15 protein-coding genes are annotated in these 12,208 nt (G+C 47.4%); 14 read left to right on the top strand and 1 reads right to left on the bottom strand.

Annotated features, from left to right (window positions below; all coding sequences use genetic code 11):
* Positions 1-33 precede the first annotated feature (33 nt).
* The 7 genes from ftsZ (at position 34) to ADA01nite_RS00985 (ending at position 6,862) form a co-directional block, all read left to right on the top strand.
* Entirely contained in the window at positions 34-1,221 is a 1,188-nt protein-coding gene (ftsZ, locus tag ADA01nite_RS01015; protein WP_146808031.1) for a cell division protein FtsZ, read from the top strand.
* Between the two features lie 368 nt (positions 1,222-1,589).
* Positions 1,590-2,510: a sigma-E processing peptidase SpoIIGA gene (gene spoIIGA, locus ADA01nite_RS01010; RefSeq protein ID WP_246147183.1), complete on the top strand. Its 921-nt coding sequence runs from the start codon at positions 1,590-1,592 to the stop codon at positions 2,508-2,510.
* Positions 2,511-2,582: 72 nt separating this feature from the next.
* A complete protein-coding gene (sigE, locus tag ADA01nite_RS01005; RefSeq protein WP_146808029.1) occupies positions 2,583-3,305 on the top strand; it encodes an RNA polymerase sporulation sigma factor SigE in 723 nt (240 codons plus the stop codon).
* 116 nt (positions 3,306-3,421) lie between these two features.
* Complete coding sequence (gene sigG, locus ADA01nite_RS01000; RefSeq protein ID WP_146808028.1) at positions 3,422-4,198, top strand: RNA polymerase sporulation sigma factor SigG; 777 nt, start codon at positions 3,422-3,424, stop codon at positions 4,196-4,198.
* A gap of 370 nt (positions 4,199-4,568) precedes the next feature.
* Positions 4,569-4,958: a GntR family transcriptional regulator gene (locus ADA01nite_RS00995; RefSeq protein ID WP_146808027.1), complete on the top strand. Its 390-nt coding sequence runs from the start codon at positions 4,569-4,571 to the stop codon at positions 4,956-4,958.
* Positions 4,951-5,832: an ABC transporter ATP-binding protein gene (locus tag ADA01nite_RS00990; RefSeq protein ID WP_146808026.1), complete on the top strand. Its 882-nt coding sequence runs from the start codon at positions 4,951-4,953 to the stop codon at positions 5,830-5,832. The genes ADA01nite_RS00995 and ADA01nite_RS00990 overlap by 8 nt, the downstream gene beginning before the upstream one ends.
* The gene (locus ADA01nite_RS00985; protein ID WP_146808025.1) at positions 5,825-6,862 is read left to right on the top strand and encodes a hypothetical protein; all 1,038 of its coding nucleotides are present in this window, start codon (positions 5,825-5,827) and stop codon (positions 6,860-6,862) included. The genes ADA01nite_RS00990 and ADA01nite_RS00985 overlap by 8 nt, the downstream gene beginning before the upstream one ends.
* 74 nt (positions 6,863-6,936) lie before the next feature.
* Here ADA01nite_RS00985 and ADA01nite_RS00980 read toward each other — a convergent pair whose 3' ends face one another.
* Positions 6,937-7,716, bottom strand: coding sequence for a basic amino acid ABC transporter substrate-binding protein (locus tag ADA01nite_RS00980; RefSeq protein WP_146808024.1), 780 nt, complete (start codon positions 7,714-7,716; stop codon positions 6,937-6,939).
* Between the two features lie 363 nt (positions 7,717-8,079).
* Here ADA01nite_RS00980 and ADA01nite_RS00975 point away from each other — a divergent pair, with 363 nt between their 5' ends.
* From ADA01nite_RS00975 to ADA01nite_RS00945, 7 genes are all read left to right on the top strand, one after another.
* A complete protein-coding gene (locus ADA01nite_RS00975; protein ID WP_146808023.1) occupies positions 8,080-8,370 on the top strand; it encodes a YlmC/YmxH family sporulation protein in 291 nt (96 codons plus the stop codon).
* 65 nt (positions 8,371-8,435) lie between these two features.
* The gene (gene pgeF / locus ADA01nite_RS00970; protein ID WP_146808022.1) at positions 8,436-9,263 is read left to right on the top strand and encodes a peptidoglycan editing factor PgeF; all 828 of its coding nucleotides are present in this window, start codon (positions 8,436-8,438) and stop codon (positions 9,261-9,263) included.
* 9 nt (positions 9,264-9,272) lie between these two features.
* Complete coding sequence (locus tag ADA01nite_RS00965) at positions 9,273-9,965, top strand: YggS family pyridoxal phosphate-dependent enzyme (protein ID WP_246147176.1); 693 nt, start codon at positions 9,273-9,275, stop codon at positions 9,963-9,965.
* Positions 9,966-9,991: 26 nt separating this feature from the next.
* Positions 9,992-10,432: a cell division protein SepF gene (locus ADA01nite_RS00960; protein WP_146808021.1), complete on the top strand. Its 441-nt coding sequence runs from the start codon at positions 9,992-9,994 to the stop codon at positions 10,430-10,432.
* A gap of 18 nt (positions 10,433-10,450) precedes the next feature.
* Entirely contained in the window at positions 10,451-10,714 is a 264-nt protein-coding gene (locus ADA01nite_RS00955; protein ID WP_146808020.1) for a YggT family protein, read from the top strand.
* A 4-nt stretch (positions 10,715-10,718) separates the two neighbouring features.
* Positions 10,719-11,492 (top strand): YlmH family RNA-binding protein, encoded by a 774-nt coding sequence (locus ADA01nite_RS00950; protein WP_146808019.1) that lies wholly within the window; start codon positions 10,719-10,721, stop codon positions 11,490-11,492.
* Between the two features lie 32 nt (positions 11,493-11,524).
* Entirely contained in the window at positions 11,525-12,019 is a 495-nt protein-coding gene (locus tag ADA01nite_RS00945; protein WP_146808018.1) for a DivIVA domain-containing protein, read from the top strand.
* The last annotated feature ends 189 nt before the right edge of the window (positions 12,020-12,208 follow it).

The raw sequence follows: 12,208 nt of genomic DNA, 5'->3' as shown, positions 1-12,208 counted from the left end.
TGTTTGCATGATAAGTGAGGGGGACTTAACTACATGTTGGAATTCGACTTGGAAATGGATACACTCGCACAGATAAAGGTTATCGGTGTGGGCGGCGGCGGAAGCAACGCCGTCAACCGCATGATTGAAGGCGGCATTCAAGGGGTAGAATTCATTGCTGTCAACACGGATTATCAAGCACTGAATTTGTCAAAGGCGCAGCATAAGCTGCAAATTGGTGGAAAACTGACACGGGGACTTGGTGCCGGGGCGAATCCGGAGGTTGGTAAGAAAGCTGCGGAAGAAAGCCGTGAGCACATCGAACAAGCCCTCCGTGGAGCTGATCTTGTCTTTGTTACGGCTGGTATGGGCGGGGGAACCGGAACCGGTGCGGCGCCTGTCATTGCGGAAATTGCCAAGGAAATCGGTGCGCTGACGGTAGGCGTCGTAACCCGTCCGTTTACGTTCGAAGGACGCAAGCGTCAATTGCAGGCAGAACAGGGCATTTGTGCTCTTAAGGAAAAAGTGGATACGCTTATTGTGATTCCGAATGATCGTTTGTTGGAAATTGTCGATAAGAATACCCCGATGCTCGAAGCTTTCCGCGAAGCGGATAACGTGCTGCGTCAGGGTGTACAGGGTATTTCTGACTTGATTGCCGTACCGGGACTTATCAATCTGGACTTTGCTGACGTAAAAACCATTATGACAGAGCGCGGATCTGCGCTGATGGGCATCGGGATTGCCACAGGAGAAAACCGGGCAGCCGAAGCGGCGAAGAAGGCAATCTGCAGTCCGTTGCTCGAGACATCAATTGATGGCGCTCGTGGCGTACTGATGAACATTACCGGTGGCACGAATCTAAGCCTATACGAAGTGAATGAGGCGGCCGATATTGTAGCATCCGCTTCAGATGCAGAAGTGAACATGATTTTCGGTGCGGTTATTAATGAGAATTTGAAAGACGAGATTGTCGTTACCGTTATCGCGACAGGATTTGAAGAGTCGCAACAGCAGATGGCACGCCGTCCGCAGATAGATCCGGGCCGCGAACGCGAGAAGCCGATGGGTGGGCACAATCTGAGACCGATACGTCGGACAAGCCAATTCGAGCCGGAACAGAATATCGAAGAGACACATCTCCCTCCGTCCCGTCCGGAACCGCGCCAGGCTTCTTCTTCGAGCGGACTTGATAACCTGGACATTCCGACATTTCTGCGCAACCGCAGACGTAAAAAATAAGCGTGAATACAAAGAAGCCCTGAGCAGAGAGTGCTCAGGGCTCTGTTTTTATCGCCGGACCCGTGCTTCTGATTATAATTATAGAACCTATGTTCCTGTTTAGCAAGTTGTTTTATAACGAAATAGCGATAGATTTAAAAGAGAAGGCAGGCAAGATTGGTGAAGTAAATACGCGGACAGTACTCCATCTAGGTGGAAAAGAAACAGCGGAGTCTACTTTTTTATTTCTCGCCAGTGTCATATCCTGTCTAAATTTCCCCTCATATTTTGTCTTAATTTTTCATACGATTTAGGGACACTGCTATCTTTTTCTGTGTGATAATAAGAGCACAGAAGACGGGGAGGGGAGGTTCGGAGCGAATGTGACGATGTATGCCGACATTGTGTTTTTAACGAACGCTGTTATTGACTATATGTTGCTGTTTTTAACCGGGCATATCTGCCGTCAGCCGCTGCGAAAGCGAAGGCTTCTGTTTGCTTCGCTGGTTGGCGCCACGTATACCGTTTTTTTGTTTTTTCCGCCCTTATCTTTCGCATTTACTTTTTTAGCGAAATTATTATTCTCCTGTTTGATGATTATGCTTGCATTTCGCTGGACAAAAATGTGGGGATTCGTTCGACTTCTTGCCACCTTCTATGCCGTTTCATTCTTTATCGGAGGAGGGCTTATGGCAGCTCATGCCATGCTGGAGGAGAAAAGTGAGGTTGTAGACGGCATCGTCGTCACACATACAGGGGCGTCCGGTCCCCCTCTTACCCTTTGGTTTCTTATTATAGGATTTTCGCTGCTCTGGTGGGGTGTACGCTATGGTTATTACAGCGTAAAAGCCAGCCGTCAGGTAGATGTTCAGTATGTTCAATTGGAAGTGGACATATTCGGTCATACTATTGCCTGCCGCGGGTTTATCGATACAGGCAACCAATTGTTCGACCCTTTGACACGTATACCTGTGACCGTGATGGAAGCAGAAGTGTGGAAGGGGATACTTCCGGAGCGTCTGCTGCAGCGATTAGAAGAGGAAATAACCGCTTTTGAGTTAGATATGCCGGAAGAGGAAAGCAGATGGCTTGAGCGGCTGCGGTTCATTCCATACCGTACTGTATCAAGCCAGACCGGGTTTCTGGTTGCCATTCGTCCGGATGAGGTGCGCGTGTATGCGAATGACAAAACTTATTGTATAAACCGCATGCTCATCGGATTGCGTGCTGTGCGGCTATCGGCTGACCGAAGCTATCAAGCGATTGTGCATCCAAAAGGGATAGAAGAAAGGTACGTGATAGCTTCCTAAAAATTAAGGGAGACGCGAACTTCGTTTAGGAGTACGAAGGAAAAGAGAGAAGAGAACGAGAGGATGATTTCAATGATTGCAAGGCTACGCTTAATCGCTCAATTATGGTGGTATCGGTTCCTGATTCGCATTGGTGCAAAAGCTGAAGAAATCCATTATATCGGTGGTAGCGAAGCACTTCCGCCTCCGTTGAACCGTGAAGAAGAAGAATATTTATTAAGTCGGCTTCACACCCAGGACCCCGCTATTCGCTCAATTTTAATCGAACGCAATCTGCGCCTGGTTGTTTATATCGCCCGCAAATTCGAAAATACGGGCATCAATATTGAAGATTTGGTAAGCATCGGTACAATCGGTCTCATTAAAGCTGTGAATACATTCGATCCCGAGAAAAAGATTAAGCTGGCTACGTATGCATCGCGCTGCATTGAAAATGAAATTCTCATGTTCCTGCGCCGCAACAGCAAAGTCAAATCGGAAGTCTCATTCGATGAGCCGCTCAATATCGATTGGGACGGAAACGAGCTGCTGCTTTCCGACGTGCTGGGTACGGAAAACGATATTATCTACCGTGACCTTGAAGAGCAGGTAGACAAAAAGCTTCTATATAAGGCGCTTGATAAATTGTCTGAACGCGAGCGTATCATTATGGAAATGCGATTCGGTTTGAATGGAGAAGAAGAGAAAACCCAGAAAGATGTAGCAGATATCCTTGGTATCTCTCAATCTTACATTTCGCGGCTGGAAAAACGCATTATCAAGCGGCTGCAAAAAGAGTTTAATAAGATGTTGTAAATCGCTCGAATTGTTCGATGATTCGAAAGCGAATGTCTCATAATGTACACTGCATAATTTTTCCCTTCGCGGAGATACTTATCAGTAACGCTGGCTCCTTCAGGAGGGAAAAAGACGTGACACGCAACAAGGTAGAAATCTGCGGAGTGGACACTGCCAAGCTGCCTGTGCTGACCAACGCGCAGATGCGGGAACTGTTTGTCCAACTGCAAAGCGGAGAGTACGCAGCAAGAGAGCAACTCGTAAATGGCAACTTACGCCTGGTGTTAAGTGTAATCCAGCGCTTTAACAACCGCGGAGAATATGTGGATGATTTGTTTCAGGTGGGCTGCATCGGGCTAATGAAGGCCATCGACAACTTTGACTTAAGCCAGAACGTCAAATTCTCCACATACGCCGTTCCGATGATTATCGGAGAAATCCGCAGGTATCTTAGGGATAACAATCCCATCCGTGTCTCCCGTTCGCTGCGTGATATCGCATACAAAGCACTTCAAGTGCGGGATACGCTGACGAATAAAAATTCGCGTGAACCTACCATTGTGGAAATTTCCGAAGAGCTGAACGTGCCGAAAGAGGACGTAGTATTTGCACTTGACGCTATCCAAGATCCCGTCTCACTGTTTGAGCCGATTTATCAGGACGGAGGCGATCCGATTTTTGTAATGGATCAAATCAGCGACGAAAGAAATCGTGACAGCCAGTGGACGGAAGAAATCGCACTAAGGGAAGCGATGCACCGATTATCGGACAGGGAGAAGCTGATCCTGTCGATGCGTTTTTTTGAAGGCAAGACGCAGATGGAAGTCGCTGAAGAAATCGGCATTTCCCAGGCTCAGGTGTCTCGGCTCGAAAAAGCGGCGATTTCACAAATGCATAAGCATGTACAGTAAGGAATTATAATGAAAATTGAATAAGAAAAGCAAGCACCTGTCTTTTTGATGGGTGCTTGTTTTTTATGGAGGAAAATATACCAATACATAAAAATCCCCATATCTTCTCAGCCGCAACCCCGACATGAAAATGGGGAGAAGAGCGGCTGACTCTTGTGGTGCGAAGGAAAAGAGAGGAAAGAATGAGGAGAGGATTTCAATGTAGAAAAAGGCGAACGCCTTTTTCTTCCCTGGATCTCATTTCTTCTTCCCCTTCCTTCTTTCCTCACAATTTTCACAGAAAAAGTTGACGCGAATAGGTAATTTGATTATTGTATTAAGTGTACTATTATAAATAATACAATTAATACATAAAGAGAGGAGAGACGTTTTGATCATAATTAACGAACGGAGTCCATTGCCGATTTACGAACAGATTGTCCAGCAGATGAAGGAAGCGATTTTGAAGGGCGTGCTGCAGGGCGGTGAAAAACTTCCGTCCGTACGGGAGTTGTCGGCAAATCTTCTAGTCAATCCAAATACCGTTAGCAAAGCGTATCAGGAATTGGAACGCCACGGTGTCATTGAGACGCTGCGCGGCAAAGGAACGTTTGTCTCCCGGCATCCAGTGCCGCGCATGGAGCAGGAGCGGCTGGAGCAGTTTCAGAACTCGTTGAGACAACTGGCAATCGAGGCATTCTATCTTGGCATTGATGCTGAACAGTTTAAACAGTGGGTGGATGAATATATGAAGGAGTTGGGGAGGGAGAAGCATGCTTAGTGTGAAACAACTATCGAAAGAGATGGATGGCCGTCCTACACTGCGCGATATTTCGTTTGAAGTCGGGCGTTCTTCGATCATTGGACTTCTGGGCCGCAACGGGGCGGGGAAAACGACCCTGCTTAGGACGATAACGGGAATTTTAGATCCGGAAGATGGATGCGTGGAATTTGAAGGGAAAGATGTGCACCGAACACCGGAATGCAGGCACAATTTCGTCTATGTGCCGGACTCTACTGAAGTGTTCGTTGGCTATACGCCTGACGAGTGGGCTCGTTTCTATGCAGCGATATATCCAAATTTTGATATGGAATACTATAAACATTTGATGGAGCGGTTTGACCTGCCCCGCCAGAAAAAAGTCAAACATTTCTCTAAAGGAATGAAGGCGCTCACCGCGATGGTTGTAGCATTCTCTACACGTGCGTCGCTTATCCTGCTGGATGAGCCGACGAACGGACTTGACCCGATCGTGAAAAAGCAGGTACTGGCATATCTGGTGGAAGAAGTGGCGGAATCGGGTACATCGCTTATCATCTCGTCGCATCATTTGGAAGAAATCGAGCGTATTGCCGATACGGTCATCTGGCTGAAAGAAGGGCGGATAGAAGAAGTGACCGTGCTTGAAAGATTGAAAGATACGTTGCATAAATTGCAGGTTGTATTTAAAGATGAAGCACCGTCCCATCTATTCAATCGATCGAATGTCAAAGTTATCAGCAAAGTGGGCCGCGTGTATACGGTACTCATTGAAGAAGAAGGGACAGACACGCTGCGTCTCTTTGAAGAGGAGGACCCGCTGCTGTTTGAGGCAATGCCGATTCGTCTGGAAGATTTGTTTGACTTTAAACTGGGAGGGGAGCGACATGTTTAATCATGCATTGTGGATGAAAGAGTATCGGCAGGCGAAACCGGTTCTCTGGATGCTGCCGGTCATCTGTCTCCTGTTTATGGGGGTAGCACGGGGGTTTGTGATATGGAATAAACTTATTCCTTATGAAGGAATGTATAACAGAGATTTGACTGCTGAGTCGTTCTATAGCGCTTCATATGGGCTGCTTTTTATGCGCAATTGCGCGCTGGCAGGGCTGATAGTATTACTGGCCACTTCATTCATCGGAATGGAGCGCCGGAACTTGCTGAATGATTTTACGTTTTCTCTCCCGTTTTCCCGCAGGCGCATTTTTATGGTGAAGTGGGGTATCGGGGTTACATTTCTGGCAGCATCTCTGTTTGCCAATGAAGTGGTGGATGCGCTTGTTATTTTGCTATCGCCGTTTTCCGATCACTTTAATGTGCTGTATCATATAAAAGATTTTGCTTTTACTATAATCGTGTTGACCGGACTTTATACGTTTGCCTTGTTTGTGGGTACGGTGACTGGAAGCGCGTTTGCACAGGCAATTTTGACGGCTATCTTCAGTATTTTCCCTGTCGGGTTTATGACAATTCTTATGTTTTTCGTGTACGTTAATTTTCGCTGGGATGCGGGCCATGTATTCAGTAATCCTATTTTCCAGGTGATGATGGATATGAGTTTATTCTTTCATGTGGTGGGAATACGTGAAGGGGTAGAAAACGCAGGGGTGTATATTGCTCACATGTGGGGACCTCTCCTGTATACTGCTCTGTTCTTACCGCTTGGATTGTATTGCTATCAGCGCAATCGGCTTGAGTATAATGGACGGATTATTTTGTTTCGTCAACTGCAGGCTGTATTTAAAGCAGGGGTCGCATTATGCTTTGCTTTGGCAATCGGCATGTGTTTCACGATTCTGTTCGTTCCCGATCTGGACCGCAGTCCGAATGCGCTATTGCTGCCGTATTATTTTGGGTTTATCGGCGGCGGGCTTGTGACATTAATTGTCATGGGAAGACTGATGAAGGTACGATTGAAAGTATAAACATCCCGGAAAAGAAGAAAGGCATAAGAAAAGCTGCCTCTCGCCATGCGAGAGGCAGCTTTATTGTTGAACGATTATTTTCCAAAATATTTACTGTAGATTTCATCATATTTACCGTTTTCTTTTACAGCGGTAAGTCCTTTATTCAGCTTATCAAGCAGCTCTTTGTTGCCTTTTTTCACGGCGATTCCGTACTGCTCCTGTCCGGCTGCTTTGTCTTCGATAATGTTTACGTTATCTAATTTTAGTTGTTCTGTAAATTTTTTCACTACTGCATTGTCCGCTACCACAGCGTCGATGCGGCCGTTTTTCATATCTTCGATGGCTCCTGCCACTTCTTCGTAGCCTTTGAGTCCGCTGTAGCCTTTACCCAGCTTGTCTTCCACCAGAAACTGGCCGGTCGTGCCGGACTGAACGCCGATTTTCTTTCCTTTCAAATCGGCGATTGTGCTTACGGCCGGGGCGTCTTTTTTCACAAGAATGACCTGCTTAGCAGTAAAGTAGGGAGCGGTAAACTCCATCGTTTTCTTACGGTCATCAGTAATTGTGATACCGGCGATAGCCGCATCCACGGAGCCGTCTTCAAGACCCGCCATCATCGGATCCCATCCGGTATGTTTTACTTCGACGTTTATGTTTTGTGACTCAGCAATCGCTTTAATCAAATCGACATCGAAGCCCTCTGGCTCGCCCGTCGGCGACATCGATTCAAATGGCGGGAAGGATGCATCCGTTCCGATTACGATTTTCTCTTCACCTGCAGTCTTGCCTGTTTCGTTTGCTCCACCGCCGCATCCGGCAAGCATGAATATGAACAGACATGCGAGCAGCACTAGTGAAACTTTCCTTTTCATAACTATATTGACCTCCCGATTTATTCGCATAATTGTTTATTCATAAACATATGCGAATAAGTATACAGCCGGGTATGTATTCTGACAAGTACCTGAGAGAGAAGAAGTACTTTTAGGACATTTCTCAATATTAGAACATATACTATCAACAGCAGAGTGCGTAAAGAGACAAAGCGCCATCACTTTTCAGCCATCGCCCCGACATGAAAATGATGGCAAGGAGGGCTGACTTTTGTGGTTCGAAGGAAAGAGAGGAAAGGATGAGGAGAAGCTTTTAATGTAGAAAAAGGTGAAGGCCTTTTTCTTTCATACTACTAGACAAATGCTATGCACGATGCATGTACATTGCGAGGTGAAAAGGATATGGTCAAAATTTCGGAATTTCAAGAGAAAGATGTGGTCAATATATTGGATGGGAAGAACCTGGGCCAGGTCACCGATTTGGAAATCAATCTTCAAGCCGGACGGGTCGAAGCGATCTTCGTACCGGGGAAGGGAAACGGTAAGTTCTTTGGATTGTTTGGCGGAGGGGAGGAGATCACCATACCATGGCGTAATATCGTTAAGATCGGTAAGGATGTCATTCTTGTCCGGCTCGATGACGTGATGCCGTTGGTCAAGCCGGAAGTCGGAGAAGGCGGATATCGCCCGTAATGCTCGCATTCCTTTCTTTTCTTATAAGAGAGAGAATGGTAAGATTCTTATGAGGAGGGAAGAGAATGGATCCATTTGTCATGCAGGAGCGGGAGTTCATGCTGCGCTTGACCGATTGGGAGCGCAGATGGCCCCGGCTTGTAGCCGGCTTTTCCACCCGGAAGGGCGGAGCGAGCCAGGAGGCGTTTGACAGCTTCAACTGCGGGCTGCACGTGGGCGACATCCCGGAGCATGTAATTGAGAATAGAAGAAAGCTCGCGGAGGAGAATGGATTTTCCTACGCGTCCTTTACATGTGCAGACCAGGTGCATGGAAATGAAATTCGCATTATCGCGGATAGTGACGTGGGTGCGGGCCGGATGGCGAACGAAGAAGCCATTGCCAGGACCGACGGATTGCTTACCGATAAAGCCAATGTATTTCTCGCCTCGTTTTATGCGGATTGTGTTCCTCTGTTTTTCTATGCGCCCGAAGTACAGGTGATTGGGGTGGCGCACGCGGGATGGCGGGGAACGGTAGCGCGTATTGGCCCGAGAATGGTGGAAACGATAGCGCGGACATGGAACACGAGGCCGGAAGATATTTTCGCTGCGATTGGCCCGTCTATTGGCGCATGCTGTTATGAAGTCAGCGATATGGTAGCTGACCGGATAAAAGAAGTCATAGGGGATAAATCTTCGTGCGTGCTGGTTGCCGGATCGGAAGCAGGAAAATACATGTTGAATTTGCAGGAAACGAATCGAATTTTGCTTGAAGAAGCAGGAATTTTGCCCGGCTGTATCGAAGTGAGTCATTTATGTACAAGTTGTAGAACAGATTTATTCTTCTCCCATCGGAAAGAAAATGGAAAAACAGGCCGGATGGCGGCCTTTATTGCACTGAAAGAGGGGTAAGGAAAGACGTTGTCATATATTGCAGAAAACTTGCGACAAGTACAAGCAACCATTGCAGCCTGTTGCGACCGTGTCGGACGCAATCCGTCTGAGGTGCAGATTGTAGCGGTCACCAAATATGTCTCTTTAGAAACAACACGGTCAGCGCTTGAGGCGGGAATCCGGCACATCGGCGAAAGCCGGACGCAGGATGCGGTGCCCAAATGGGAAGCGCTGGGTGCGGAAGCGGCCACCTGGCATTTCATCGGCCATTTGCAGACGAATAAAGTGCGGGATATGATCGGCCGCTTTACATATGTGCATTCGCTCGACCGTTTCTCCCTGGCGAAAGAGTTGAATAAGCGCGGCGCTCAGCAAGACATTGTTACCCGCTGTATGGTACAGGTAAATATTTCGGGCGAAGAGACGAAGCATGGCTTAAATTCTCAGGATGTGCCGGACTTTCTTATGATTCTTCGCGATATGCCGCACATCGAAGTGAGCGGATTTATGACAATGGCACCCTATGTGGAAGATCCGGAAGAGACAAGATGGATCTTCCGGAAACTTCGCGAGCTTCGCGATCGTATGAAAGAGAAGTATCCGGAACTTCCGCTTGAACATTTGAGCATGGGGATGTCGAACGATTACCACATCGCCGTTGAGGAAGGGGCAACGTTCATTCGGTTGGGTTCTACGCTGGTCGGTGATGAACGAAATTGAAATTATGAGTAAGGAGAGCGATGAACATGGGCGTCGTTAATAAAATCAGAGAGTTTTTTGGGCTTGGTGGCGAGCCGGAAGTATATGAAGAAATTATCGACGAACAGGCGGAATACGAAGAAGAGGAAGAGTCTTACGTAAAGCCGCGCAGGGGCCGCCAGAGCGGCAACGTCGTCAGCCTGCACGCCGTGAAAGAACAGACGCCCCGTGTCATGCTGGTGGAACCAAAGTCATATGAAGAAGTGCAGGAGATTGCGGATCACCTTTGCTCCAGACGTGGCGTTATCATCAACTTACAGCGCGTTCCTACCGAACAGGCGAAGCGGATTATCGACTTTTTGGGCGGTACAGTGTACGCTATTAATGGAAACATTCAGCGCGTCGGCCATAAGACGTTTGTGTGCCTGCCCGAGCATATGGAGATGCAGGGCAACATCACGGAAATGATGTTTGATGACAGAGGTTAAAGTAGTTGAGGTGAGGAAATGGGTCAACTTTTCGGGATTATTGAATTTGCGTTCAATGTCTATTATTACATGATCATTGTCTATATTTTGATGTCCTGGCTTCCGCAGTTACGTGAAACATCGTTCGGAGAGATGCTGGGACGGCTGGTAGAGCCGTATTTACAGATTTTCCGCCGCTTTATTCCACCGCTCGGTATGATTGATATTTCTCCGATTGTCGCGCTGTTTGCGCTGCATTTTGCACGAATTGGATTGCTTAGCATTTTGGCGTCGCTGGTGTAGGGTGATGAGTCTGTATCAGCATTTCCGGCGGGATGAGCACCCGTTCGTCGAGCGGGTGCTGGAGTGGACGGGCCGTGTCCGTGATCGGTACGAAGTTATCCGTACGGATTTTCTTGACCCACGTCAGGCGTTTATCGTTCGGTCGCTTGCAAACCGCGAGGCGGGGGTATATGTTGCGGAGTTTGGCGGATATGAAGGAGCCGAGCGCGTGCGGATCGTACTTTATCCGCAATATATGGAGCCGACACAAGAAGAGTTCGGGGTAGAGCTGCTTGAGGTAAAAGGAAGCAATCAGTTTCTTACGCTTGAGCATCGCGATTATCTCGGCTCGTTGCTTGGGTTAGGTATAAAGAGGGAAAAATTTGGGGATATACTTGTCCATAAGGAAGGCGCGCAGCTTTTGGTCGCAGAGGAAATTGCGGAGTATGTGCGTTTACATATGACCCAGGTTCACCGAATCCATGTTATGGTGGAATCGAAACCGCTTGATAAGATTGATGTGCCTGAGCAATCGTTTCGTACGCTTTCGTTTACCGTACAGTCGCCCCGGCTTGATGCCGTCATCGGAGACGTGTACCGTCTTTCGCGGGCTAAAACCATTGCACCCATCCAGAATGGGCGGGCGAAAGTAAACTTTCGTGAGGTTAATGATCCGTCGTTTCAGCTCGAAGCGGGAGACGTGGTTTCGTTTAAGGGATTTGGCCGCTTTAAAGTGAACGAAATCGGGGGCGAAACGAAAAAAGGGCGAATCAAAATGAAAGTCGCCGTCTTTGATTGAATGTTTGTAAGATCTATGGGAGGTGGAACGGTGTGTCGTTAACGCCATTAGATATTCATAATAAAGAGTTTAGCCGCGTCTTTCGCGGGTATGATGAGGATCAGGTCAATGAATTCCTTGACCAAATTATTAAAGAATTCGATATTCTGCTTAAGGAGAAACGCGAGCTCGAAGAGCGGGTAGCGACGCTGAATGAGAAGCTGTCCCAATTCGCCAATATCGAAGAGACGTTGAAGAAGTCGCTCATTATGGCACAGGAGACGTCGGATGAGTTGAAAGCAAATGCGCGTAAAGAAGCGCAACTCATCATCAAAGAAGCGGAGAAAAACGCCGATCGCTTGATTAACGAAGCGCTTGCGAAATCGCGCAAGCTCGTTTCCGAGATCGATGAATTGAAGCGCCGCGCTTCCGTATATCGTATGCGTTTCCGTTCCATTTTAGAAGCGCAGCTTGAAATGCTTGACAATGGCGATTGGGAGAACTTCGAAAAAATCGAAGAAGACCTGGCTAAAAATATAACTGATTAAACCATCATGCCTAATCAGTTACAAACCATGCCATTGAAATAGGGTGAAAAAAAGAGAAAAAGATGAGATTTTAGTGTAGAAAAGGGCGGTGGCCTTTTTCGCCCGTCCTTCTTATTTCTTTCCTTTTTCCTTCTTTTTTCAATGATTTACGGGCATCGGTTGACGTTTGGGCAATGACTGGTCTATACT

This window comes from Aneurinibacillus danicus (assembly GCF_007991215.1).
In the GTDB taxonomy this organism is placed as follows: domain Bacteria; phylum Bacillota; class Bacilli; order Aneurinibacillales; family Aneurinibacillaceae; genus Aneurinibacillus; species Aneurinibacillus danicus.
This window is presented reverse-complemented; position numbering and strand designations above follow the sequence as displayed.